The 24,888-nt window shown below is 37.8% G+C and carries 23 protein-coding genes; 15 read left to right on the forward strand and 8 right to left on the reverse strand.

Annotated elements, in window-relative coordinates; all coding sequences use genetic code 11:
• Window positions 1-26: 26 nt before the first annotated feature.
• Together B9N79_RS04670 and melB are read right to left on the reverse strand one after the other, a co-directional pair.
• Window positions 27-2,249, reverse strand: coding sequence for an alpha-galactosidase (locus B9N79_RS04670; RefSeq protein WP_085117829.1), 2,223 nt, complete (start codon window positions 2,247-2,249; stop codon window positions 27-29).
• Window positions 2,250-2,279: 30 nt separating this feature from the next.
• On the reverse strand, window positions 2,280-3,677 hold the full coding sequence (gene melB / locus B9N79_RS04675; protein WP_085117831.1) for a melibiose:sodium transporter MelB: 1,398 nt from the start codon (window positions 3,675-3,677) through the stop codon (window positions 2,280-2,282).
• Window positions 3,678-3,995: 318 nt separating this feature from the next.
• On the opposite strand from melB, the gene B9N79_RS04680 reads away from it, so the two are divergent.
• From B9N79_RS04680 to B9N79_RS04730, 12 genes are all read left to right on the forward strand, one after another.
• Complete coding sequence (locus B9N79_RS04680; RefSeq protein WP_046217732.1) at window positions 3,996-4,982, forward strand: LacI family DNA-binding transcriptional regulator; 987 nt, start codon at window positions 3,996-3,998, stop codon at window positions 4,980-4,982.
• A 184-nt stretch (window positions 4,983-5,166) separates the two neighbouring features.
• A complete protein-coding gene (locus tag B9N79_RS04685; protein ID WP_085118071.1) occupies window positions 5,167-6,348 on the forward strand; it encodes a galactokinase in 1,182 nt (393 codons plus the stop codon).
• 33 nt (window positions 6,349-6,381) lie between these two features.
• On the forward strand, window positions 6,382-7,887 hold the full coding sequence (galT, locus tag B9N79_RS04690; RefSeq protein ID WP_205635661.1) for a UDP-glucose--hexose-1-phosphate uridylyltransferase: 1,506 nt from the start codon (window positions 6,382-6,384) through the stop codon (window positions 7,885-7,887).
• A gap of 647 nt (window positions 7,888-8,534) precedes the next feature.
• The gene (locus B9N79_RS04695) at window positions 8,535-10,472 is read left to right on the forward strand and encodes an asparagine synthase-related protein (protein ID WP_085118074.1); all 1,938 of its coding nucleotides are present in this window, start codon (window positions 8,535-8,537) and stop codon (window positions 10,470-10,472) included.
• 14 nt (window positions 10,473-10,486) lie between these two features.
• Window positions 10,487-10,624 carry a paeninodin family lasso peptide gene (locus tag B9N79_RS25750; RefSeq protein ID WP_139814829.1) on the forward strand — a complete coding sequence of 46 codons (138 nt, stop codon included), beginning with the start codon at window positions 10,487-10,489 and terminating at the stop codon, window positions 10,622-10,624.
• Window positions 10,625-10,711: 87 nt separating this feature from the next.
• Window positions 10,712-11,641, forward strand: a complete 930-nt coding sequence (locus B9N79_RS04700; protein ID WP_085117835.1) for an aldolase — start codon at window positions 10,712-10,714, stop codon at window positions 11,639-11,641.
• Between the two features lie 56 nt (window positions 11,642-11,697).
• Complete coding sequence (locus B9N79_RS04705) at window positions 11,698-11,919, forward strand: lasso peptide biosynthesis PqqD family chaperone (RefSeq protein WP_081496070.1); 222 nt, start codon at window positions 11,698-11,700, stop codon at window positions 11,917-11,919.
• Window positions 11,920-11,932: 13 nt separating this feature from the next.
• Window positions 11,933-12,388: a lasso peptide biosynthesis B2 protein gene (locus B9N79_RS04710; protein WP_019392005.1), complete on the forward strand. Its 456-nt coding sequence runs from the start codon at window positions 11,933-11,935 to the stop codon at window positions 12,386-12,388.
• A 104-nt stretch (window positions 12,389-12,492) separates the two neighbouring features.
• Window positions 12,493-14,277: an ABC transporter ATP-binding protein gene (locus tag B9N79_RS04715; RefSeq protein ID WP_085117837.1), complete on the forward strand. Its 1,785-nt coding sequence runs from the start codon at window positions 12,493-12,495 to the stop codon at window positions 14,275-14,277.
• Between the two features lie 16 nt (window positions 14,278-14,293).
• The gene (locus B9N79_RS04720) at window positions 14,294-15,547 is read left to right on the forward strand and encodes a nucleotidyltransferase domain-containing protein (protein WP_085117840.1); all 1,254 of its coding nucleotides are present in this window, start codon (window positions 14,294-14,296) and stop codon (window positions 15,545-15,547) included.
• 413 nt (window positions 15,548-15,960) lie between these two features.
• Window positions 15,961-17,157 (forward strand): HD-GYP domain-containing protein, encoded by a 1,197-nt coding sequence (locus tag B9N79_RS04725; protein WP_085117843.1) that lies wholly within the window; start codon window positions 15,961-15,963, stop codon window positions 17,155-17,157.
• Between the two features lie 188 nt (window positions 17,158-17,345).
• Window positions 17,346-17,624: an AbrB/MazE/SpoVT family DNA-binding domain-containing protein gene (locus B9N79_RS04730; protein WP_085117846.1), complete on the forward strand. Its 279-nt coding sequence runs from the start codon at window positions 17,346-17,348 to the stop codon at window positions 17,622-17,624.
• A 72-nt stretch (window positions 17,625-17,696) separates the two neighbouring features.
• Here the strand turns inward: B9N79_RS04730 and B9N79_RS04735 are convergent, their stop codons facing one another.
• From B9N79_RS04735 to chrS, 4 genes are all read right to left on the reverse strand, one after another.
• A complete protein-coding gene (locus tag B9N79_RS04735) occupies window positions 17,697-18,062 on the reverse strand; it encodes a hypothetical protein (RefSeq protein WP_085117848.1) in 366 nt (121 codons plus the stop codon).
• A 151-nt stretch (window positions 18,063-18,213) separates the two neighbouring features.
• A complete protein-coding gene (chrA, locus tag B9N79_RS04740; RefSeq protein ID WP_026009526.1) occupies window positions 18,214-18,750 on the reverse strand; it encodes a chromate efflux transporter ChrA in 537 nt (178 codons plus the stop codon).
• On the reverse strand, window positions 18,750-19,334 hold the full coding sequence (gene chrB / locus B9N79_RS04745; RefSeq protein WP_376752405.1) for a chromate efflux transporter ChrB: 585 nt from the start codon (window positions 19,332-19,334) through the stop codon (window positions 18,750-18,752). The genes chrA and chrB overlap by 1 nt, the downstream gene beginning before the upstream one ends.
• A gap of 25 nt (window positions 19,335-19,359) precedes the next feature.
• Entirely contained in the window at window positions 19,360-19,836 is a 477-nt protein-coding gene (gene chrS, locus B9N79_RS04750; protein ID WP_040056555.1) for a chromate efflux transcriptional regulator ChrS, read from the reverse strand.
• A 218-nt stretch (window positions 19,837-20,054) separates the two neighbouring features.
• Here chrS and B9N79_RS04755 point away from each other — a divergent pair, with 218 nt between their 5' ends.
• Both B9N79_RS04755 and ggt read left to right on the forward strand, forming a co-directional pair.
• Window positions 20,055-21,302, forward strand: a complete 1,248-nt coding sequence (locus tag B9N79_RS04755) for an MFS transporter (protein WP_040056554.1) — start codon at window positions 20,055-20,057, stop codon at window positions 21,300-21,302.
• Window positions 21,299-22,879, forward strand: a complete 1,581-nt coding sequence (gene ggt, locus B9N79_RS04760; RefSeq protein WP_085117853.1) for a gamma-glutamyltransferase — start codon at window positions 21,299-21,301, stop codon at window positions 22,877-22,879. The genes B9N79_RS04755 and ggt overlap by 4 nt, the downstream gene beginning before the upstream one ends.
• A gap of 40 nt (window positions 22,880-22,919) precedes the next feature.
• Here ggt and B9N79_RS04765 read toward each other — a convergent pair whose 3' ends face one another.
• Window positions 22,920-23,288, reverse strand: coding sequence for a MerR family transcriptional regulator (locus B9N79_RS04765; RefSeq protein ID WP_040057023.1), 369 nt, complete (start codon window positions 23,286-23,288; stop codon window positions 22,920-22,922).
• 90 nt (window positions 23,289-23,378) lie between these two features.
• On the opposite strand from B9N79_RS04765, the gene B9N79_RS04770 reads away from it, so the two are divergent.
• Entirely contained in the window at window positions 23,379-23,765 is a 387-nt protein-coding gene (locus B9N79_RS04770) for a carboxymuconolactone decarboxylase family protein (protein ID WP_085117855.1), read from the forward strand.
• A gap of 53 nt (window positions 23,766-23,818) precedes the next feature.
• Here B9N79_RS04770 and B9N79_RS04775 read toward each other — a convergent pair whose 3' ends face one another.
• Window positions 23,819-24,760 carry a DMT family transporter gene (locus B9N79_RS04775; protein WP_019392016.1) on the reverse strand — a complete coding sequence of 314 codons (942 nt, stop codon included), beginning with the start codon at window positions 24,758-24,760 and terminating at the stop codon, window positions 23,819-23,821.
• Between the last annotated feature and the right edge of the window lie 128 nt (window positions 24,761-24,888).

The following is a 24,888-nucleotide window of genomic DNA, read 5'->3' on the forward strand; positions in this document are numbered from 1 at the left end:
GTGCGTAGTCCTTTTGTACTTTTTTATTATTGTGCTCTTAATACGTAGAGTACCGAACTGAAATCGCTTGGCGGTTCATTTCCTTGAAGATCTTGACCAGCAGAAGCATCTGAAGTGAGGAGTCCGATATTCATCAATTCGGAGCCGCTAAAATTCTCGTTCAGCTTTTCAATGTGGTAGCTCTTAAGAGGATCTAGTCCTTTTAAAGGAAGTCTGCGGAATCTGCCGTTTACTTCATTTAATACTTTATAATAGCCAACAATCGCTTCTTTCTTATCCTCTGACACAACCATCCAAGCCGTGAAATTGCCTTCAAAAGGGCTAAGCAAGCGGTAGAACGTTCCTTGAGAAAGAAGGGGACGGTATTGTTTGAAAAAGGCAACTTGCTTTTTCATTTCTTCTCGTTCTTCTTTTGATAGCTTTGTAACATCTAATTCATATCCAAACGAGCCAAAGTAGGCTACATTTGCTCTTGTTTCAAGAGGCGTCATGCGGAATGCTTGCTCATTTGGCACAGCTGAAACATGAGCGCCCATGCTTGATAAAGGATAAACAAGCGATGTTCCATATTGAATTTTCAACCGTTCAATGGCATCTGTATCATCACTTGTCCATGTTTGCGGAGCATAGTAAAGCATACCCGGATCAAATCGTCCGCCACCGCTTGCGCATGATTCAAATAAAACGTGTGGAAAGGCTGAGGTTAATCGCTCATATAAATCATACACACCTAAAATATAGCGATGGAAAACTTCTCCTTGTCTTTCAGCACTGTAGGCTTGTGAATATACTTCAGTCATTGAGCGGTTCATATCCCATTTAACATATGAAACAGATCCGTCTTTCAGGATGTTTGCCATCATCTCATAAATATGATCAACAACTTCTTTTTGAGAAAAATCAAGCACAAACTGATTGCGTCCGTGAGAAACTCTGCGCTCTGGTGTTTCAATTATCCACTCTGGATGTTCTCTGTATAAGTTGCTGTTTTTATTGACCATTTCAGGTTCAAACCATAATCCAAACTTCATGCCAATCTCCTCAATCTTTCTGGCTAATCCAGAAATCCCGCTCGGCAGCTTCTCGCGATTTTCAACCCAGTCCCCAAGTCCTCGTTTGTCATCATTTCGTTCCCCAAACCAGCCGTCATCAAGGACAAAAAGTTCAATTCCGTCTTCTTTGGCAGCCTGGGCAAACTCCAAGATTTTTGCTTCATCAAAATCAAAATAAGTGGCTTCCCAGTTGTTGATAAGAACAGGTCGGGTTTTATCGCGCCACTCTCCGCGCACAAGACGATTTCTATACAAACGGTGATAAGTTTGGCTCATAGCATTTATCCCTTTATCACTATAGACAATCACGGCTTCTGGTGTTTGAAACTCTTCGTCCCCTTCTAAGTGCCATGTAAAACCATGTGGATGAATGCCCATTATAACTCGTGTTTGTCCATGTGTATCAACTTCTGCTTGTGCTAAAAAGTTACCGCTATACACTAAGCTAAATCCCAGCACTTCTCCTTGAAACTCATCTGAGTGTGGACGTTTGAGCGCTATAAATGGGTTATGTTGAAGGCTTGAGTTACCTCTGATGCTTCCAACAGATTGTATCCCTTGTTCGAGCTTTCGGTTTTTAATGTGACGCTCGCGTCCCCAAGCACCTGAAAGCTGAATCCATTCATAATCATCGTGGGGCAAATCAAGGTTGACGCTCATCGCAGTTGTAAGATCAACGCTTTCTGTTCCGATATTTTTAAAACGAGCACTTCTAGCAATCGCATTTTCCCCTTCAAAAATCGTATAAAGTAAAACTAACTCAACAGAGATTACGGAATCTAGTAATGTGATTTGAAGTGTTGTTGCTTCATCATCGTGTTCTGTATACGTTGCAGGCAAATTTGCTAGTTTTGGTTTCCCGCGATAAATTTCATGTGTTTTATATTCGAAGTTCGTAATTCGACTGCCGTTTTTTTGTTGAATTTCAAGAGCAGGTTGTCTGAAATCAGATGTTCCGTAAGAGGGATACTCTTGTTTAAGATGATCGAGAGAAAAATATAAGTTGCCTTGGAACGGATAAGCGGTCATTGGACGATGCTGCATTTCAACTAAATAGTCAAAAGAAGCTCTGTGCGGTACTCTTTTACCAAAATAAAGCTGCCCAAGCTGGTTGTTTTGAAGCACTTTCATAATATAGCTTATTTCGTTATTGTAGAGGTGAAATTCTTTCTTTTCTTCATTATAAATAATCGTCATCATAATCAACCTTTCTTAGCAAACAATATTTTAGTGAATATTTTGAATATTCTCTTCGCTGTTCTCAATGCTTGCGTTTTTCTCTTTCAAGCTGCTCACAATCTGACTTAAGTAAGAGCCTTTTAGCTTATAAGCTTTAAGATAGATAAAAAGACTAAGAACAGCGAAAAGGAGCGGAATGGCAATCATTAAAATGCGCAGTCCCATTACAGTCCCTGGGGTTTGGACAGCGTCTGGCACATAGCCAACAAGAGAAAGACCAACGCCAGTAAGAAGTCCTGAGACTGCTTGAGCGGCTTTCATCAGAAATGTTTGGGTAGAGACAATAATACTTTCAGAACGAATCCCAAATTTAAGTTCACCATAGTCAATCACATCTGCAATTGACACGGTTGTAATCCCAAGGGAAAGACCTGAACCAAATTTCAAAAGAAAGCTGCCAATTATAATAAATACTGGACTTTGCGGTGCAATGTATCCGCCAGCTAAAATGGTGACGAGTCCGATTCCAACAAGACTGCATGCGAGTGTAAACACCTTAGTACGATTCAATGCTTTCACAAGTCTTGGGAAGAGGAGGAGAGAAAGCATTTCCGCTGTAATCATAAAGTTGAAAATGGAAAATAAGTGTTCAGCTCCTGTCACATATTTAAAATAGTAGATAGTGACACCGTTTACAATTTGCATGGCGAGATTAAAAGAAAGTAAGATTCCGATAAAAGCGACAAGCTGATCATTTTTGGCAAGCAGCTTTCCAATCTGTTTGAATTTAATTCGTGGCGCATTTCTATTTGTTGGTTTTTCAGGAACATTAAAAACAGTAACAGCAATTGTTCCAATAAAGATGATAGCGATTACAACTGCAGAAACCGTAAACCCTGTTTGACGATCTCCACTGCCACCAAAGGAGCGGTCAAAGAAATCAATCATATAAAGGCCAAACGTTCCAATTAACATGCCAGCAAGACTCGCAAAAAATCGTGGAATAACAGAGACTTCCTCTCGTTCACGCGGGTCATTTGTTAAGCTTGGCAACCAAGACCAATACGGAATGTCCATAATGGTATATGTCATGCCGTAAAGGAGATAGGCAATTGAAATATACACGTAAAGCTCTGTTGTAGAGAGGCCAAAGTTTGTAAATAAGAGAACAAAAATAACGGAATTTACAAGTGTTCCAATCACAATCCATGGCCTGAATTTTCCGAATCGTGAGTGTGTATTGTCCACAATCATTCCCATAACAGGATCGTTTGTTGCATACCATATCCGAGCGATAAAAAATAGTGTTCCAACAAATGCTGGTGAAAGCCCTAATACGTCTGTAATGTAAAACATGAGATAAATTCCGACTAAGTTTACAACAGCATCTTTTCCAATTGCTCCTACCCCAAATGAATACTTTGCTTTTGCAGATAGTTTTTCCATTCCCCATACCCCTTTGTAATCCCTTACATAACATTTCATATGTTCGAGAGAATTGTAGTGCGTGCATTTAGTATAGATGCGGAAGAAACAGAAAAGTAGGGTATTATGTTTTAACTATCAGTCAAAATGTTAGATATATAGGAGAGATAATAGAGCAATGAGAAAAAAGAACAGATTTTGTTTCAGCAGTTTTTAACAGAAATATCGAAACCTTTTCTTTCCTAGAAGTAAAAAAATTAGTTAAAAGAGCAATGTGGTATGATAAATGAAGATGAAAAAGTGTATAGTTTATTTTAAACGAGATAAAAGGAGCAAAAAATGGCGACGATCAAAGACATAGCGAAGCGAGTAGGTGTTTCCATTGCTACCGTTTCACGGGTATTGAACTATGATAAATCTCTCTCTGTTAGTGAAGAAACGAAAGAAAAGGTATTTCAAGCAGCAAAAGAACTTCAGTACAAAAAGAAAGGCGGACGCAAGCTTGCTCAAGCATACAAATTCGCAGTTGTAAGCTGGTATACAGAAGAAGAGGAGCTTGATGATCTTTATTATCACGCGATAAGCTTAGGGGTGGAGAAAGCATGTGAGGCTCACAATATTGAGCTTATGAAAGTGTCAATGGAGAACCTGAAAGAATCAGAAGAGATAGACGGCATTATTGCGATTGGGAAGTTTAGTTTACCTCAAGCCGAAAAGCTTAAAGAAAGATCACCACATCTTGTTTTTGTGGACTGCTCACCAGATGAAGATGTGTTTGATGCCGTGATAAGCAATTTTGAAAGAGCGACTGAGAAGGCTTTGCAGTATTTTCTAAATCAGGGACATACGCGTATCGGTTATATTGGTGGAATGGAATCGTATCGAGATCAAACGGCTCTTATTCAAGACCCCAGAAGCCTTAGTTTCGAGCGCTTCTTAACGGAGAAAGGTCATTATGATTCATCGCTTGTTTACATTGGAAACTTCTCTGTAAATGATGGTTATGCTCTCATGAAAAAAGCGATTAGTGACCATAAAGAAAATCTCCCAACAGCCTTTTTCCTTGGAAATGACTCAATGGCATTTGGAGCATTGAAGGCCCTGCATGAAGAGGGAATTCCAGTTCCAGGAACCGTTAGTGTCATTGGAGTGAATGATTTTAGCGTATCCAAACATGTTTATCCTCCATTAAGCACTGTTAAAGTTTTTACAGAACTTATGGGCAAAACATCTGTCGATTCGTTAATGGAAAGACTTGAAGGAAGAGAAGTTCCAAAAAAAGTCGTGCTCTCAACCGTCTTAAACATTCGTGAAAGCACAAAGTAAAAAAGCTTGGAATAGAAATATTCCAAGCTTTTTTCTGTGTTTTTAGTAAAAGTTTTAGTAAAAATATTGCTCTTTTTTACTTTTTAACTTAAAATGAAGGAGAATTCTGACATTATAAAATGCTTGTAAGGATAATAGTGAAAATGCTAGATGATAAAGGAAAGAGCTATTGGAGGGAGAAGAAGTGAAAACAGAAGAGTTATTAAATAAATTTGATGAGCTTTTTCAAGGAAGAGATGGGCGTTTATTTTTTTCACCAGGAAGAATTAATTTAATTGGTGAACATACAGACTACAATGGCGGGCACGTTTTTCCATGTGCCATTACATTTGGTACTTATGGAGTTGCTAGAAAGAGAGAGGACCGGGAAGTGAGATTGTATTCACTTAACTTTCCGGAACAAGGAACAATTACGTTTTCACTTGATGACCTTCATTATGAAGAAAACGATGGATGGGGGAACTATCCTAAAGGAATGATTCACTATATCAAGCAAGGGGGATGGACGCTTCCGTCTGGCTTAGATCTTATGATTTATGGAAATATTCCAAATGGAGCAGGTTTGTCTTCTTCAGCTTCACTTGAGATGCTTATTGGCGTTATTGTAAGCGAAATGTTTCAGCTTCACATAGACCGCCTAAAACTTGTTTCACTTGGAAAGAAAGTAGAAAACGAGTTTATTGGAGTCCAAAGCGGAATTATGGATCAATTTGCGGTTGGAATGGGAAAGAAGGACTGCGGCATTTTGCTCGATTGCAATACGTTAACATACAAATACATGCCTTTAAATCTAGAGGATCATCAAATTATTATTATGAATACAAACAAACGAAGAGAGCTTGCGGATTCTAAATATAATGAGCGCCGGGGTGAATGTGAAAGCGCTCTCTATAGGCTGCAGAAGAGCCTTTCAATCGAATCGCTTGGAGACTTAACGGAAAGTGAATTTGAACAACATCGTTATCTTATAAATGATGAAGTGCTAGAGAAAAGAGCCAAACATGCTGTCTATGAAAATCAAAGAATTCTGCGCGCTTTTCAAACATTAGAACATGGTGGATTAGCTTCGTTTGGATCTTATATGAATGAATCACATCGCTCTTTGCGTGATGACTATGAAGTAACAGGAATTGAGCTTGATACATTAGTAGAAGCTGCATGGAAAAGGGACGGAACAGTTGGAGCACGAATGACGGGAGCAGGATTTGGCGGCTGTGCCATTGCGATTGTCAGAGAAAATAAGACAGAGGAATTTATTAGAGTAGTAGGCGAAGAATATGCCAGGAAAATAGGGTATGAGGCAACTTTTTATGTGGCGAATATTGGAGAAGGTGCAAAGGAAATTACGCAAGAAGTGCTGCGTTAAGTGCTGTAATTTATAAAGACAGGAGTGAAGAAAGTGAACATTTTTAGCGTCATCCAAAGCCTAGTTGAAAAAGCATTCGCAGTAAACTTAATCGAGTCCGAAGACCGTATCTATGCGAGAAATCGACTGCTGTCACTTTTAGGTTTTGAAGGGTTCCCCGAGCATATGGAAGAGACAGAGGAAGGAGAGATTCCAGACTTAGTCGAAAAACTTGTGAGTTATGCTGTTGAAAAGAACCTCATTTCAGACCTGTTAGACCAAAAAGAAATGTTAAGTAGTGACATTATGAACGTGTTCTTGCCAAGACCTTCAGAGATGAATCGCACTTTTTATGAACTCTATAAGAAGGATCCAGCACACGCTACAAACTACTTTTATACATTGAGTCAAAACAGCAACTATATCCAAACAAAACGAATTGCTAAAAATATTGCCTATAAAGTGAACACAGATTATGGTGAATTAGATATTACGATTAACTTGTCTAAGCCAGAGAAAGATCCAAAACAAATTGCTGCTGAAAAACAAAAAAAACAAACGGAATATCCGTATCCAAAATGCTTGCTTTGTATTGAAAATGAAGGATACGAAGGGAGAATTGGTCATCCAGCACGTTCGAATCACCGAATGATTCGAATGAACTTAACGAATGAAGAGTGGTTACTTCAATATTCACCATACGTGTACTACAACGAACACTGCATTGTTCTATCAAGCGAGCATCGTGATATGAAAATAAGCAAGAGCACATTTACAAGATTGCTAGAATTTGTGGAAAAGTTTCCTCACTATTTTATCGGCTCAAATGCAGATCTTCCGATTGTAGGGGGATCTATCCTAACGCATGATCATTATCAAGGTGGAAACTATGAATTCTCGATGGCAAAAGCGAACGCAAATCATGTGTTTACCCTAAAAGAGTTTCCAAACGTTCACGGAGCAATTGTTAACTGGCCGATGTCTGTCATTCGTCTTCGTAGTCAAAATAGAGAAGAGCTTGTCCGATCTTCTTTCCTTGTTCTGGAGACATGGAAAAACTATAGTGATCCTAGGGTTAGCATAGAAGCCTACACAGGAGACACTCCTCATAATACGGTTACACCGATTGCAAGAATGCGGGACGGTCAGTTTGAAATAGACCTTGTTCTACGGAATAATCGAACAACAGAAGATTATCCACTTGGCATCTTTCATCCTCATGAAGATGTTCATCATATCAAAAAAGAGAACATTGGTTTAATTGAAGTAATGGGTCTTGCGGTATTGCCCGCTCGCCTTGAAAAAGAGCTTAAAGAAGTCGCTCAGTTTTTACTAGGTGAACAAAATGAAATTGCTACGTATCACCTTCACTGGGCAGAGGAAATCAAAGAAAAGTATGGAGATCAACTCCTAAAAGAGAACATAACAGAAGCCCTTCAAAAAGAAGTTGGGATGAAGTTCTTGCGTGTTCTTGAAGATGCAGGGGTGTTTAAACAAGATAGAGAAGGAAGAGAGGCATTCCGAAATTTTATTGGACTTTTAGAGGAAAAGACTTCGTGATGAGCGAAGTCTTTTTTATAGTTTACAGATTTCGCTAAGAATCTATCGAAGGAAAAAGAATAATTGATTTTTCTACAAAAAACGTGAGAATTTAAAAAAATGAAAGGGAAGTACTCTGGAAATGATATATGAGAATATTATTATTATGGAAAACAAATTGATATCGCTTTCAATTTAAATTTAATATATATAAATAAAGAGTAAAAAGTAAGAAAATATACAGCAATTAGAAATGTCATAATTTGTAGAATGATAGAGTCTTTTGTGGTTCTAAAGACTTATAAAACATGAAAATAAGATTTTTATTTGTCGAATAGAGGAAGAAAAATATACATATATTAATAAAATTAACTTTATGTTATGTTTAATAACATAATATATAAATAAATGGTAATTTAACATTGTTTAGCAAAGAAAAAAGATATTTAAGTAAAGTTAATTAAAGATAATTAAAGATAATTAATGTAATATAATGGATATTGTTGAATATTTTTTACATTTTTCGATGTCAAAAAGAACGTATTGTGATAATATATCCATATATATAGGTGATTTCTGCTTTTTAATAAGACTTTATACCCTTATTGTGAAAAGGTAGACAAGAAGCAGGGCTAGTAGGAGTTTTCAGCACTGTGAGAGGAGAAAACATGAGCGCGATAGCAGGTATATATGAATGGAATGAAAATGAAATTCATGTAGAACAATGTCAGGCAATGATGGAAGAGTTAAAAAGATATCGTGCTGATGATATTGGGACATGGAAAAAAGGTGGTCTGTTTTTTGGGTGTCATGCTCAATGGATTACAGAGGAATCTATTGGAGAGAAACTACCATTTTATGATAGTGAACGAAAGCTTGCGATTACAGCAGATGCTATCATTGACAATCGAGACGAATTATTTAATAGATTAGGAATAGATATACAATATAGAGCTTCTATCAAAGATAGTGAACTTCTCCTGCATGCTTATTCTAAGTGGGAAGAAGACATGCCAAAGTTTCTCGTTGGCGATTTTGCGTTTATGATTTGGGATGAAAAAAAGGGAAAACTGTTTGGAGCCCGCGACTTTTCAGGATGTCGCACGCTTTATTTTTTTAATAATGAGAAGATTTTCACTTTTTGCACAGCTATTACACCGCTTTTCTCGCTTCCTTTTGTTTCAAAAAAGTTAAATGAAGCGTGGCTAGCTGAGTTTCTAGCTATACCAATTACATTTGAGTCAACAGATTCTTCTTCAAGCGTCTACGAAAATATTAGACAGCTTCCTCCAGCACATAGCATAACGGTAGAAAAGGGGAGAGTAAAACTTACTCAATATTGCGCGCTTGATATGGGGAAGAAACTAAAGCTTTCTTCAAACGAAGAATATGAAGAAGCTTTTCTTGAGGTTTTTAAAGGAGCAGTAAAGTCTCGGTTGAGAACACATCTTAACGTTGGGGCTCATCTAAGTGGAGGCCTTGACTCTGGATCTGTTGCAAGTATCGCAGCACGAGAGCTGCGAGCGCAAAACAAATCATTGCATACATATAGTTATGTGCCCCTTGATGACTTTGAAGACTGGTCACCGAAAAGCCGAGTAGCAGATGAAAGACCTTTCATAAAGTCAACGGTGAACTTTGCCGGCAATATTCAAGACAGCTATTTGAGCTTTCCAGAGAAAAGCTCTTTTTCTGAAATTGATGATTGGCTTGATGTGCTAGAAACACCGTACAAATTCTATGAAAATAGCTTTTGGACGAAGGGGATTTTTGAACAAGCCTCACAGCAAGGAATAGGTGTGATATTAAATGGACAGCGTGGAAACTGGACAGTTTCGTGGGGACATGCTCTTGATTATCAAGCAATGCTCTTGCGAAAACTTCAGTTGAGAAAATTCAGCCAGGAAGTTCGGATGTATAGTAAAAATCTTGGGGCAAAAAGGTCAAGAGTACTTCGTGTTGTGGGGCGTAAAGTGTTTCCAAAGCTAAGAGGAGCTTTATCCAAAAACAAAGAAGTACCTTTTCAAGGAATGATTAATGAAAAATTAGCGAGTCGGTTTAACGTTTATAATAAATTAGCTTCACATGATATTCAAAAAAATGGGTTAATTCAAAAAACCCCATATGAAATACGAAAAATTCAATTTCAGCGTCCATACTATTGGGCTCTCAACGGAGCATATACAACAAAGCTCTCCCTCCGATACGGCATATGGGATAGAGATCCAACAAATGATCTGCGCGTTGTACGTTTCTCCTTATCAGTTCCAGAAAGTCAATTTGTTCAAAATGGACAAGACCGGTCACTCATTAGAAGAGCAATGAAAGGCTATCTTCCAGATGATGTTCGGCTAAACCAACGAACACGAGGGATTCAAGGTGCGGATGGAATTCAAAGGATGCTTCCACAATGGAATGTGTTTATAGGAGAATTAGAAAGAGCTTTAACGGACGACTATCTATCAGAGTATTTAAATATAGAACTCTTAAAGGAATCGTTAGAAAACATACGTCATGAACCTTCAGCTGATCAAGTATTTCGGAATGATTTTCGAATTTTAATGAGAAGCTTGATTCTCTATCGATTTCTTCAAAAAAACTTTTGAAAGGGGGTGACATCGTGGAGAAAAAACAATGGGAAAAGCTTGAAGTAGAAGTATTGGATGTAAACAAAACAATGGCAGGGCCTGGGCTAAGCTACCCTGATGCAGTGCAACCAGATCCAGATCCAGAGGACGCAATGCATCATGATAGTTAATTGGATATGAAATTATACGTTCATTACCCTTATACACGATAAGGTGTATAAGGGTCTTCAAAATTTGTGATGAGCGGAGTGAAGATAATGAGTATAACGCAGACCGTTTATGCTTATAACGCTTTTGGACTAAACATATGGAGTGAAGTTCATCTTCCTGAATTACCTTCTGGAAAGTTTGGGGAAGATTCAATAGATATATGGATTAAAAAAGGTTCTTTACCAGAAACATGGGTGCAACGAGAAGATCGGAGCCGAGTTGTTGTTGATGGGGATTCTGTTATATTTGAGTCCCAAAAAAACGCTTTCTTTCGTATCACGAAAGGACGAGAAATTACGGTTGTGCCTTTTGAAGGGGTTGATGAGCGCAAAATAAGGCTCTATCTTCTTGGTTCGTGTATGGGCATCTTACTGATGCAGCGTAAAGTAATGCCTCTTCATGGAAGTGCAATAGAGATTAATGGGAAAGCTTATGCATTTGTTGGACATTCCGGAGCAGGGAAGTCAACTTTAGCAGCAGCTTTTATCCAAAAAGGCTATAAGTTACTAAGCGACGATGTCATTCCTGTACGCCTATCAAAAGAGCGAGTGCCAATCGCTTATCCTTCTTATCCACATCAGAAACTTTGGGAGGAAAGTTTAGTTGGATTTGGAATCAATTCAAGTGGCTATCAATCACTGTTTGAAAGGGAGACAAAGTATGCAGTCCCTGTAAAAGAAAGTTTTTATGATAAGCCTATCCCACTTGGCGGCGTTTTTGAACTTGCAAAAGGAAACACAAGTAAAATCCGGTTTAAAAAAATTGGAACGTTGGAGAAGTTCCGCGTTTTACTTCAGCATACGTATCGTGATTTCTTAATTGACAGACTTAAGCTAGCTGAATGGCATTTCAAACATTCGATGGAAGTTGGGAAAAGAACACCGATTTTTGAACTTAGGCGACCGTCAGAAGGATTTACAGCACCAGAGCTTGTAGATGAAATTTTAAAAGTGATTCAAGAGGAGGAAAAAGCGTGAGCACATTATCGTTAAAACATCACGTTGTTCAAGGCGAAGGAAACATCGCAAGTGATATGGATCAAGAGAAAGTGATGCTAAATATTGAAAATGGCAAGTACTATAACTTAGGTAACATTGGTGGAGCCATCTGGGATGAAATGAGTGAAGCTATCTTAGTTGAAGAGCTTATTGAAAAACTTCTAAATAAATATGACGTGCAAAGAGAGCAGTGTGAAACTCACGTTTTATCTTTTCTTTCACATTTACAGAGCGAAAAACTGATTAAAGTAATGTAAAGGAGTGAAGAGAGTGAAACTAATCCATAAATTAAAAACATTCTCAAAGCTAGAATGGGAGCAGCAGCTTTTACTTTTAGAAGCTTTCTTTTATTTAGGTTATGGACGGTTTTTAAAAAGCAGGCCATTCGCTAAAGTAGCTCCAACGCTAGGTGAGTACATGGAAGAAACGGCAATGATCGAAAATCCTTCAAATGAGCCAATGCTACGCGATATTTCCTATGCTGTTCATAAAATGAGCAAGTATACTTTTTGGGAAAGTGAATGCTTAGTAAAAGCAATTGCCGCAATGAAAATGCTCCAGCGACGAAAGATTGAAAGTACGTTATATTTAGGCACAGGAAAAGACAAGGACGGGCGCTTAATTGCTCATGCGTGGCTGCGCAGCGGTCCGAAATATGTAACAGGAGCAGAAACTATGGAGAACTTCACGATTGTTGGAAAGTTTTCGAGAATCATTGGCGAATAGTGAAAATCCTTTCTGCATTTATAAGTATCGGTACATGTTAAACAATGTTTAGCATTTTTTTATAAAAAATAAAAAAACCTCTAGAAAATGGTGAGGTGAATAAAGTGAATGCCTTTCTTTACTATATTAAAAGAATGCATCATTTCTCAGGAAAAGGTTTGTATGTGAACGTTGTGGGGCGTGCGCTTGTCAGCTTGCTTGAAGGAGCAGGAATATTGCTCCTTATTCCACTTATTAGTCTTGGAGGCTTCGTGCAAGTTGAGAATGTCTCAGGGAAACTTATGGAGCTTTTTCATTTTTTAACTCGTATTCCCGAATCGTTTTATTTGCCCTTTGTGTTAGGCTTATATCTTTTTATTGTTGTGGGACAAACCTTTTTACAGCGTTATTTGTCAATTCGTGATGCTCGCATTCGTGAAAATTTTAGCAGACATTTGCGATTAGATATATACAGTTCTCTGTTAAATTCAAGATGGAGTTTTTTCTTGAAAAAACGGAAATCAGACTTAGTTAACTTATTAACGGCAGAGCTTGCCCGTGTACTTGGGGCGATTAATTATTTTCTTCAGCTTTTATCTCATATTATTTTTACCGTTATTCAAATTTGTATTGCGCTCTGGCTCTCTGCCGGGTTGACGTTGTTTATTTTAGCGTGCGGTCTTGTTATTGGATACTGCTCAAAAAGCTTAATTAAACGATCAAACAAGCTTGGCAAGCAAACATCAAAGCTTGGTGAAAGCTATATGGCGGGCATTACTGATCAAATCAACGGAATCAAAGATATTAAAAGCAATACATTAGAACGTAATCATGTGAACTGGCTTCAGTCTCTAACGGAAAAAATGAGTGAAGAACAAGTCAACTATGTGAAATTAAGATCAGATTCACAGCTTATTTATAAACTATCATCAGCTTGTCTTATCGCCCTCTTTATCTTTGTTTCTCTAAAATCTTTTGGTGCTCAGCAGGATCAAGTTTTACTTCTAATTTTAATTTTCTCACGCCTTTGGCCAAAGTTTACAAGCATTCAGTCGAACATAGAGCAAATTGCAGCAAGTATTCCTTCTTGTCGCTTAATTCATGAGTTTTTACAAGAATGCAAAGAAGAGCAAGAAGAAATAGCAGTTAGCGATGAGAGAGAAATGAAAGGATCATTTCAATGTCGAAACGTTTCATTTCGCTATAACAAAACGAAAGAAGAATTTGTGTTAGATAATATCAATTTACATATCCTACAAAACCAAATTACGGCTATTGTAGGACCTTCAGGAGCAGGGAAGAGTACGTTAATTGATTTGTTAATGGGATTGAATACTCCAGAAAAAGGAGAAGTCTTAATTGATGGAGCTCCTCTTACGGAAGAGAATCTTTTAGCACTTCGGAATTCGATTAGTTATGTTTCACAAGACCCGTTTTTATTTAATACGTCGATTCGGGAAAACTTACTCATGGTGAAAAGTACGGCAAGTGATGAAGAAATGTGGGAAGCGCTTCAATTTTCGCAAGGATATGAGTTTGTGAAAGAATTGCCTCATGGTCTTGATACAGTGATTGGAGACAGAGGGGTAAGACTTTCAGGTGGAGAGCGACAGCGTTTAGTCCTAGCAAGGGCCTTATTGAAGAAACCGTCTATTTTGATTCTTGATGAGGCAACAAGTGCGCTCGATGTGCGCAACGAAGCCAAAGTAAGCAGAGCAGTTGAAGAATTAAAAGGGAGGATGACCGTCATTATTATTGCCCATCGTTTATCAACGATTCGCAATGCAGATGCTGTGGTTGTCTTAGAAAAAGGAAAAATTGTTCAGCAAGGAAGTTACACACAGCTGTCAAAGGAGAGAGGACATTTATTTAGCGAGCTTCTTCAAAGTCAGGCGCAAGCTGTTCAATAAAGGGATGGTGAAAGGTATGGAAAGAAACGGTGAGCTTGATTTATCATTGCTGCCAAGAGAACTAAAAGTGATGTTAACTATTTTAAATCATCGAGAAGGAAATCTAGTTCTAGAACAAAATATTGACTGGAACTATTTCTTGCAGCTTGTGAAGCATCATCGCATTTATCCATTAGTATATGCGAAATTAGGAGAGCTAAGAGATCCTGCTGTGCCTCCATTTGTAATGGAAGTGTTAAAGAGAGAATATCAAAAAAATACGTTTTCAATGCTTCATTTAAGCGCAGAGATGGAGCGGGTAAGCAAACTGTTCAGTGAACAGAATATTAAGCTTCTGTTTTTGAAAGGTCCTCCAATTGCCCAGGATATTTACGGAGATATTTCGCTTCGAACATCAAAAGACTTAGATGTATTAATTCAATTTGAAGACTTAAAAAAAGCAGAAGATGTTCTAACTGGACTTGGCTATGAAAGGGAAAACCGCTTTTTTTCGCTTGCGAGTGAATGGAAATGGCTTCATCACCATATTATTTACTTTCATCCTCAAAAAAAGATTCAAGTTGAAATTCATTGGCGTTCACAACCCTTTCCAATTAAGCAGCCAACATTTCATGAGCTATGGGAGCGGAGAAGAAAAAGCGAGCTAACACGTTCGCCTGTTTATTTCCTAGGAGAAGAAGACTTATTTATTTTTCTTATTGCTCATGGAACAAGACATGGATGGTTTAGATTACGCTGGCTTGCTGATGTTGACTATATGATGCGAAGAAAACAACCATTCAAGAAAGTCGAACAACTTCGCTCACGAAAACAATTTAACCTTGTTGGGCAGGCACTCCTTGTTTCCTCTGCTTTTTTTGAAACCCCTATCCCAGAGGAAGCAAAAAGTATTATAGAAGAAAAGCGAGCAAAAGAGCTGGCGAAGCTCGCTGTTCCATGTGTTATAAATATGAGTCAAAATTATATGGAAAGAGAGACAAAAAGAGAAAAAACATATAAAGGAAGCATGTTTGTCCTATTCCTTACTAAACTTCTCAAGATGAAAAGCATCCTTTTTCCACATCGATATATCTACGAAACAGGAGCGGTATCGCAACGATGGTTTCAAGTCTTAAGATTTTTATACCCTCAAGCTTCTGAGGAAGATCAGCTAAAACTGCCAAAAGCACTTAAAATTCTTTATTTCCCGCTTCGTCCTTATTTATGGGTGAAAAGAAAATCAGCAAGCTTAGAGGGAGAAAAATCGAAAAGGTTTGAAAATGTACAATAATTAGCTTTTATATAAAAATAGCAGAGGAATGTCTTATACGAGGCAAGGTGTATAAGGTATTCCTTTTTATCTTTAAAATATACTTTTTTAATTGATTTAATAAAGGGTGTAAAAGAATATTTTTTTAGATTTATGGAGAGAGTCTGCTGCTAAAAGAAGCTTGAAAATATCTCTTTTAGCCGTAAAGAATGTAAGTAATTAGCCTAGCAAAGAAAATAATGAAACAAGTGAAAAAAGTCTATCATTTTGTTGCAAAGTAGGGGCATTAACCCTGCTTTTTTAGTTTTTCTTTAACAAAACAGTGAAAATAAGCACTATATGTCAGGAAACGTCATTATTCTACAAAACTTCCCACATAAGAGGAGAAAGATGCTACAATAAAAAGGCATTTTGAATAATGAGGAGATCTCGAAATGGCACAACACACCGAACTGTATGAGGATTATTTTAATGATCACCGTTTAAAAGTAACAACATACCTTTATCGGATCATCGTTGTTTTTTTAGGATTAAGCTGCGTTTGGAATACGTTTTTTTATCTTTTCCAAGCCAACTTCTCGAGAGCTAGTTTACCATCTTTTTTAATTTGTTTAGCTCTTTTAATTATGATGGGGAGTTTAAAAAGATATATTGATTTTAAAGCTAGCATCTATCAGCATATGATTCTTATCTATTCTGTTGGACTGCTCATTGTTGTATATTTTCAGTCAAGCTACTCTGAAGCATGGAGCTTTTTCTTACTTCTCCCGCTTCTTGCTGGCATATATGGAGAAAAGAAGACGCTTGTTTATTATTCATTGATTGGATTAGGTCTTCTCACATTCTTTAGTATAAAGCTACCTAAAAAGAACTATACGGCAGACGGCATTGATATTTCAAATCGCATTTTATTGTATATTATTTTATCAACATTAAGCTTTCTCGTACTGCAAATGCTTCATCTTATCTATAGAAGACAAGTGAACCTTGTAAAAGACTCAACAGAGGCAACAATTGAAGAAATTGTGAATACGTTTGTTGTGGCAGTAGAGGCAAAAGACGTTTATACATATGGTCATAGTGAGCGCGTCAGTCAGTATGCTGTTGCTCTTGCAAGCTCCTTGCCAGATTATTGTGAACAAGACTTGAAAAGAATAAAACTAAGCGGACTTCTTCACGACGTTGGGAAAATTAACGTTCCCGAACATATTTTAATGAAAAAAGGCAGACTGCTTGAAAAAGAATATGAAACAGTTAAAACTCATTCAACTTCTGGAGCTCAAATGATTGAGCGAATGAGCCGACTACAGCGTTTAAAAGCAGGGGTTCTTTATCATCATGAACGATGGGATGGCACAGGATATCCTTCAGGTTTGAAAGGAAGAGACATTCCGCTAGATGCTCGAGTTCTGGCTATTGCGGATGCGTTTGATGCGATGACAACGACCCGCTCTTATCGACAAGGAATTAAATTTGAAGAGGCTTTTTATCGTTTAGAGTTAGCAAAAGGAACACAGTTTGATCCTTGGCTGATCGAATCCCTGAAAGACGTAAAAAATCGATTTAGAGAAATTTATGATGGATTAGAGTGTGGCCGAAAACAGAGAGAGAAAAGAATAGAAGGTTTGTAGGAAGCGGAAGTGCGCTTCTTTTTTTTATCGATTTAAGGGAGAGATTGCTAGAATAGGTTTGCTCTGGAGTGGAATGAGGTAAAGGAAAGAGTATACCAGTACAACAACCGCTCTCTTAAATCTATTGCTAACGATTTATCATATAACTGGCTATGGCGGTAAAAATAAAAAAACGAGGTGAGCGTTTTATGAAAAGTACAGGTATTGTGAGAAAAGTAGATGAACTAGGCAGAGTTGTGCTGCCGAAAGAACTTAGAAGAACCTTTTCTATTCGTGAAAAAGATCCGATTGAGATTTTTATTGATGAAGAAAAAATCATTTTGCAAAAATACAAATCTAACTTGGAATGTATTATTACAGGAGAAGTGTCTTCAGATAACAAAGTGTATCCAGGGAATATTGTGCTAAGTGATGAAGGTGCGGAAATATTAAAAAAAAAGCTAGAGAATAAGCTCCAGGAAAGTTAAAATAGTTTATATTGTATCGAAAAAGAGGAACGGTGGAAAATTCCAACGTTCCTCTTTTTGTGTGAAATAGGATTATGAACGGTATTTTTTCATCATAAAAAATTCTACGAGTGGTAGCGTAACCATACCAAGGGCAAGAACTCCTGCTAATAACGTATTTATTTCCCCTGTTAGGATATCCTCAACTAAGACGGCAAGGAATAGAAAGAGAAGCAGGAGAAAGTAACTTATTTTAGAGCTTTTTTCAGCTATTTTTTGTTTCTCTTCCTCACTTCTCTCTATTTTTGTGGTGATGGTTGGAAGGTACAGCATAAGTAACATAGAGAAGAAAAGGAATTCATTAAATTCAATCTTTTCTCCTGTTATAATTTTAAAAATCGTATAAGAAGTCCCAAGCAGAAAAGCTGTGATGAAAATGATGAAGTTTGTTTTATTCATTTTCCCCTCCTACATAATATTCCATATATAGTATAAAGAAGAAAAACAGGGCGTGTCAAAGTAGTTTTAAAGAATTCAATCAAAAGAAGCACACTCTCAACGAGAATGTGCTTCTTTAATTGAATGGTAGATAACGAGTTTTACAAATAGATTAGAGATGAGGAATAACAAATCCTCCATAGGCAAACGCGGCAATAATCATAAATGCAGGGTGAATTTTAAACTTCGCGAGTGCTAAAAGAGAAATCAGTCCGATGATTAGCGATTGCCAAATCCCAATTGAACCAACTGCATCTTTGATCATATCCCATGTTAGTAAAAGCATCATAATAGCAATTACAGGCTGAACAAGAAGGGTCATCCCTTTGACAACTTGAGACTGACGATGGCGCTGCATAAGTTTGAGAAGAAGAATAAGAGCAATGGCCGATGGAAAAACAGTCGCAAATAAGGCAATGAGAAATCCCCACCATCCAAAAACATCGTAGCCAACATATGCCGCAATCTTTGTTGCAATAGGTCCAGGGAGGGCATTGCCAAGAGCAAGCATATTTGAAAAATCGGCATTTGTGAGCCAATGATAGCGATCAACAACTTCTTCATACATCAGCGGAATTGAAGCAGGGCCTCCGCCATATCCAAGTACATTAGCAATAAAAAAACCTAAAAACAAGCTAAGTAAAAGCATCATACGGATAACCCCTTACTTTTTGAATTTTTGTTCTCCCATTTATTTTTAAGTTTAAAATGCATGGTTCCATAAGCGAGAAAGATAACGATGACAAATGCGGGATGAAGCGCAATTGTTTGGAGAAGAAGGAAGGTGACTATAAAAAGGATACAGCCAAGTATTTTTCCTAATCCTTTGACTGCTTTTGCGGCAAATTCGTATGCCATAAGGCCAAGCATTACAGCAATAACAGGCATAACAGCGGCAATCATGCCCGCGACAGCGGCTGAGTAGCTTAAAACGTTCACAACAGTAAGTAAGACCACCATTGAAAGACACGTAGGGAGAATATGAGCGAGCACCCCAACGATTGCTCCAAGGGCTCCTTTTTCCCTGTAACCTAAATAAGCGGCCATTTTTGTTGCGATAGGTCCTGGTAACGCATTTGCAATGGCTAAAATTTCGCCAAATTCATCATCTTCAATCCATTTGTACCGCGAAACAGCTTCATGGCGGATAAGCGGAATAACAGATGGGCCTCCCCCAAAGCCCAATATCCCTGTGCGCACCATTGCAATAATTAATTCTTTATAAGCATTCACTTTTATTCCCCCTTGTTTGCCATTGTTATAGCTTCATTCCCATTCTGCTTTTATAGCGTTTAATAAGTGTTTGACAGTCAACGCTCACAACGCCTTGCATTGGATAAAGCTTTTCAGTTAAAAAGCGCTCCATTTCTCCGTTGTCTGCAAAAATGCCGTGCATATGAAGTTTGCTTGGTCCTGTCATATGATACAAGCTTGTGACAGCATGCTCCTCTGAAAGTTGTTCAGCAACGGCTTCTAAATATTGGGGTTCAACTTCCACATTGAAAAAAGCAGAAACATGGATCCCAATCTTAGCTGGGTTAATGATCGCCGTGAACTTTTCGATAACACCCTTTTCCATCAAGTTATTGATGCGCGCCTGTACAGCAACGCGCGATAACCCAACTTCTTTGCCGAGATCTGTATAAGAGACTCGGCTATTTTCATGAAGAATAGAGAGGATGGTTTTATCAACATCATCCAAAATTAAATTAGGTACGTGATAATCATAATGCAAGGAATTTCCTACCTCACTTTCGTTATGTAATTGTATAGAGAGAAAAACATTCTATTTATAAACATATTACCACTTTATTTTTCTGAATCAACAGAAAAATTAAAATATAATTACTAAACGTAAAAAAACAATGGAAGAGAATCTAACAAGAATAAACCATTTGAGAAAAGAGCTGGATATAATTAATTCATAATTTTCAGAAAATAGAGGTGAGCGAAATGAAGAAAAACAATCCAGCTCTTGTTATCTTTTTATTCTTCTTAGGATGGGTGTTCATGTATGCAGATCGAAATATTCTTTCCCCTGTTATGAGTGATATTGGGAGGGAGTGGAATTTAAATCAAACAGAGCTCGGCCTTATGTCTACCGTCTTTTTTGCTTCATATGCGTTTATGCAAATTCCAACAGGGTTTTTAGCAGATAAGTTTGGACGAGTGAGAGTCCTTGTGACAGGTTATATCATTTTTGGGGTTGCTACATATCTAAGTGGAGCCGTCACAACGTTTGCTTTATTCCTTCTTATGCGTGCTCTTACAGGATTAGGAGAAGGAACATACTATGGGTCACAGTATGGCATCTCTTCTAACATTACTCCGAAAAAATACCGGGGCCTTGTGTCAGCTCTTATTAACAGTGGAATGGCATTAGGAATTTCACTTGGTCTTATTGCGGCAAGCTATTTTACTTACACATTAGATAAAGGCTGGCAATTTTCATTTTACTTGTTTGCCATACCAACTGTCATTGTGGCCATTTTAATTGGTGTCTTTGTTCGCGATGGCAATAAGGAAGAGAAAGTTTCAACTGCTGTTCCAACTGAAAACGTAAGCCTTAAGCAGCTTTTTACTAAAAACCATATATGTGTCTATATTATTATCTTCTGCTCTCTTTACGGATTTTTCGGAATGTTAACATGGCTGCCATATTATTTGCAGACAGCTCGTGGTGTTGATGGATCACAAACAGGCATTATTGCTTCACTTGTTCCATGGGCATCCATTCCAGGCGCCATTTTCTTTGGTTATATTTCAGATCGTGTGAAAAGCAAAAAGCCTCTTATTATCTCTCTAGCTGTTGCAGGAGCTTTCCTGCAGATTGTTATTCCTTATACAGAAAGTTATTCACTTCTCCTTACAGGGTTAGTCCTCTATGGCTTACTTGGAAAACTAGCTCTTGACCCTGTCCTAATCTCGTACATCGCAGACATTACACCAGCTTCTATGTATTCAAAGGTTTATGGATTCTTTAATTTTAGCGGCATGCTTTCTTCCATTTTTGCGCCATATATTACAGGCTATTTTGCAGATCGAACAGGAAGTCTTGAGCTTGGTTTTTACTTATCTGGAGCATTATTACTTGTTGGTGCTGTCGCTTTTCTGTTCACAGACAAAGGGCCAAAAGAAAGTCCAGTTTCACCACTAGCTGTGAAAAAGAACTATAAATCAGGGGAGGAAAATCTAATATGAATGAAGCAATTGTTGGAACAAAGTCAATGGTCGTTAGTCCACATTATTTAGCCTCTGGAGCAGGAGATAAGATTCTCCAGCGAGGCGGAAATGCCTTTGATGCGGCTGTTGCGGTGAGTGCTTGTTTAGCAGTTGTGTATCCTCATATGACTGGGCTTGGTGGTGATTCATTTTGGCTTATGCAACAGAAAGAAGAGGGAAAAGTGCGCGTTTATAATGGAAGCGGAAGGTCAGGTCGTGAAGTGACAAGAGATAAATACCGGGGAGAAAAAGCAATTCCAACAAGAGGGATTAAAAGTGCGATTACCGTCCCAGGTATGGTTGACAGCTGGGATGCCGTTTTGAAAAAATACGGGACGATGTCACTAGCAGAAGTTTTGGAACCAGCTATCAGCTATGCATTATTTGGCTTTCCTTTTTCCAAAGATCAGCATGAAAACACAATGAACAATTTAAAGTTATTCCTAGAACAGCCTGACACTGCTACTGTTTTCCTTCCAAATGGGCGTGTGCCACATGTAAATGAAAAATTCGTTCAAAAGAACCTTGCTTATACGTTAAAAGAGCTTGCTGAAAAAGGGCGGGACTTCTTTTATAGGGGAGAACTTGGAAAACGAATTGTGAGGAGTCTTCAAGAAAAGGGAAGTTTATTAGAGTTTGAAGATTTCGCTGAGCATCAAGGCGCATGGGTTGAACCACTTTCAACAACATATCGCGGCTATACGATGTACCAAGTGCCACCAAATTCGCAAGGGTTTGTTGGATTAATGACGTTAAATGTGCTAGAAAACTATGATTTACGGTCTATCCCGCACGGCTCCTATGAATATTACCATCTGTTAGTCGAAACATTAAAACGAACGTTCCAAGATCGAAATGAATTTTTGACAGATCCTCACTTCTCAGCCATTCCTCTTCAGAATTTGTTAAGTAAATCGTATGGAAAAGAAATAGCGAATGAGATTACTTTCGAAAAAACAAACGATGTGACAACACAGCCAATTGGAAATGATACAGCTTATGCCGCAGTTGTTGATGAACAAGGAAATGCGGTGTCATTTATCCAAAGCCTCTATTTTGAATTTGGCTCAGGTGTAATCGCAGGAGATACCGGTATCCTTATGCAAAATCGAGGATCATTTTTCTCTCTTGATGAAAATCATGTGAATACACTAGAACCAAAGAAACGAACGTTCCACACCCTAATGCCCGCAATGGCTTGTAAAGACGGAAACCCTTCTATTTTATACGGCACACAAGGTGGAGAAGGGCAGCCACAAACCCAAACCGCCCTTATTACAAGAATGATTGATTACGGAATGAATCCCCAAGAAGCGATTAGCTCTCCACGCTTTTTATGGGGAAGAACATGGGGAGAGGAAACACAAGAGTTAAAAATCGAAGGACGCATTAGTGAGGAAGTGGAAAAATCGTTAGCTCGTGCTGGTCATCTTGTAAAAAGAGTGAGTGATTTAGACGGAGTGATGGGGCATGCACACGCCATTGTTATTGATGATCAAGGGTTTTTACATGGTGGTGTAGATCCAAGGAGTGATGGAGGTGCGTTTGGGAGATAAAAGGACAAAAAGAGGTTGGATAATTATCCAACCTCCTTTATTATGGTTTCTCTAGTTCCTTATAATAAGCTATTTTCTTCTGAATTTCTTGAAGGTTTCCCTCTAGTTCTTTTATTTCCTGTTGCACATTACGGTAATGTTCTTCTAGTAATTTACGACGAGATGAAGCCGTTGAATTCCCTTGACTTCTAAGGTCTGAAAATTGTTTCATCTGAATCATTGGCATTCCTGTCTTACGTAAACGAAGTAAAAAAGCAATCCAAGAAAGGTCTCCTTCACAATACTGACGATAGCCGTTTTCATCTCGTTTGATATGTGAAAGCAAACCAATTTTTTCATAGTAGCGTAACGTATGAACAGAAACCCCTGTTATGTTAGCAACTTCTTTAATAGTTAATACATTTTCCATAATATTCATTATAGCATAGAAAAAGCCTTGCTTTAGAGCGCGCTCTAACCGATAGGATGAAAATATCTTATTAAAGGAGGAAGCCATTTAATGAATGAACGTTATGAGCGTGGATGGGAAAGATTAATGAAAGTAGATGGAGAAGGAGGAAAAGGAGTGATAGAGTCTTTAAAGGAAGTTGCTCCTGATCTTGGTCAATATGTTATTGAATTTGCATTTGGAGATATTTATTCACGGGGAGAGCTTGATTTAAAACAGAGACAACTTGTTACTCTTTCTGCACTTACAACTCAAGGAGGATGTGAACGGCAGCTTCGTATTCATATTAATGCATCTTTAAATGTAGGATTAACTCCTAGTGAGATTGTTGAAGCAATTATGCACTGTGTACCATATACAGGCTTTCCAAGAGTATTGAACGCCATTTTTGTTGCAAAAGAAACCTTTATAGAAAGAGACATAAAAGTAAAGTTATAAGTAAAAGACCGTTTAGCAGGGAATGACTGCTAAGCGGTCTATATTGAAAGGGATTAACTTTTAGCTTTCCCACTTTTACTTTCTTTCATACTTAACACAACTCCGAAAATAACGATAATGCCTCCAATAATTTGAGCTGTGCGAACCACTTCATGGAGCACAATGACAGAAAAGATAACTCCAAAAATCGGAACAAGATTCATAAGCGTTACAGCGGAACTTGAAGATAATTTTCGTAAACTATAATTATATAGAAGAAAAGCGACAACAGAACAAAATATTCCAAGATAAAGAAGCACTAAAAATGATTCCATCGTCGGCATTTTCCAACTTGATTTTTCAATAAAAGCAACAGGAATAAAGGTAATCGCTCCTGCTAATGTTTGGTAAAAGGAAATCGTAATCATTGAATATTTTTTAACGACTTTCCGTGTTGTAAAGTTATAAAAAGCAAATACGAAACCTGCTAAAACTAAAATCACGTTTCCAAGTAAGGCATGCCCGCTTTCCGCTACATGCGGATTATAAGAAATTTGATAAACCCCAATAAGTGCAATTAGAATGCCTATCCCTTTAGCCCAGGAGATCTTAACTTTATAAAATATAAATTCAATAAGAGCGGTAATAGCTGGATAAGCGGCAATAATAATAGCAGCATTCGAGGCTGTTGTAAGTTCAACACCGATATTTTCCATTGAAAAGTAAAGCGTTGTTCCTAATACACCGCTTAGTGACATTACGCCAATGTCTTTAAGTGATGGAATTGTTTTGTCTTTTTTTAGGAGCATGATGATTCCTAAAATGATGGCTGCTACCATAAAACGTGCTGCACCAAGTGTAAGTGGAGAAAATGATGCATAAGCTATTTTTGTACCTACAAACGACGTACTCCAAAAGAGAACAGCAATAAGTGTAGCCATTATGTATAATGTAAGGCCTTTTTTCACTTTTTTTGCTTTCACTTTTGGTTCATACTGATTCAAAACCGTATCCATTCTACCCCTCCATTGAATCTAAAAGTAGTTGCTACGAATGTAGCGACTATATATAACTTATAATTATCGCCATTATCTGTCAAGGGCAATAATGATATAATAGCTCTAATAGTGCTCGGATAATGAAG

It is taken from the genome of Priestia filamentosa (assembly GCF_900177535.1).
Classification (GTDB): domain Bacteria; phylum Bacillota; class Bacilli; order Bacillales; family Bacillaceae_H; genus Bacillus_I; species Bacillus_I filamentosa.

Bases quoted from the DNA above. Each gene is read 5' to 3' on its own strand.
- B9N79_RS04725 (WP_085117843.1), top strand. From the start codon at position 15,961: ATGGCACAACACACCGAACTGTATGAGGATTATTTTAATGATCACCGT.
- B9N79_RS04695 (WP_085118074.1), top strand. From the start codon at position 8,535: ATGAGCGCGATAGCAGGTATATATGAATGGAATGAAAATGAAATTCAT.
- B9N79_RS04770 (WP_085117855.1), top strand. From the start codon at position 23,379: ATGAATGAACGTTATGAGCGTGGATGGGAAAGATTAATGAAAGTAGAT.
- B9N79_RS04735 (WP_085117848.1), bottom strand. From the start codon at position 18,062: ATGAATAAAACAAACTTCATCATTTTCATCACAGCTTTTCTGCTTGGG.
- ggt (WP_085117853.1), top strand. From the start codon at position 21,299: ATGAATGAAGCAATTGTTGGAACAAAGTCAATGGTCGTTAGTCCACAT.
- B9N79_RS04700 (WP_085117835.1), top strand. From the start codon at position 10,712: ATGAGTATAACGCAGACCGTTTATGCTTATAACGCTTTTGGACTAAAC.
- B9N79_RS04730 (WP_085117846.1), top strand. From the start codon at position 17,346: ATGAAAAGTACAGGTATTGTGAGAAAAGTAGATGAACTAGGCAGAGTT.
- B9N79_RS04670 (WP_085117829.1), bottom strand. From the start codon at position 2,249: ATGACGATTATTTATAATGAAGAAAAGAAAGAATTTCACCTCTACAAT.
- B9N79_RS04680 (WP_046217732.1), top strand. From the start codon at position 3,996: ATGGCGACGATCAAAGACATAGCGAAGCGAGTAGGTGTTTCCATTGCT.
- B9N79_RS04705 (WP_081496070.1), top strand. From the start codon at position 11,698: ATGGATCAAGAGAAAGTGATGCTAAATATTGAAAATGGCAAGTACTAT.
- B9N79_RS04720 (WP_085117840.1), top strand. From the start codon at position 14,294: ATGGAAAGAAACGGTGAGCTTGATTTATCATTGCTGCCAAGAGAACTA.
- melB (WP_085117831.1), bottom strand. From the start codon at position 3,677: ATGGAAAAACTATCTGCAAAAGCAAAGTATTCATTTGGGGTAGGAGCA.
- B9N79_RS04755 (WP_040056554.1), top strand. From the start codon at position 20,055: ATGAAGAAAAACAATCCAGCTCTTGTTATCTTTTTATTCTTCTTAGGA.
- B9N79_RS04765 (WP_040057023.1), bottom strand. From the start codon at position 23,288: ATGGAAAATGTATTAACTATTAAAGAAGTTGCTAACATAACAGGGGTT.
- chrA (WP_026009526.1), bottom strand. From the start codon at position 18,750: ATGCTTTTACTTAGCTTGTTTTTAGGTTTTTTTATTGCTAATGTACTT.
- B9N79_RS04775 (WP_019392016.1), bottom strand. From the start codon at position 24,760: ATGGATACGGTTTTGAATCAGTATGAACCAAAAGTGAAAGCAAAAAAA.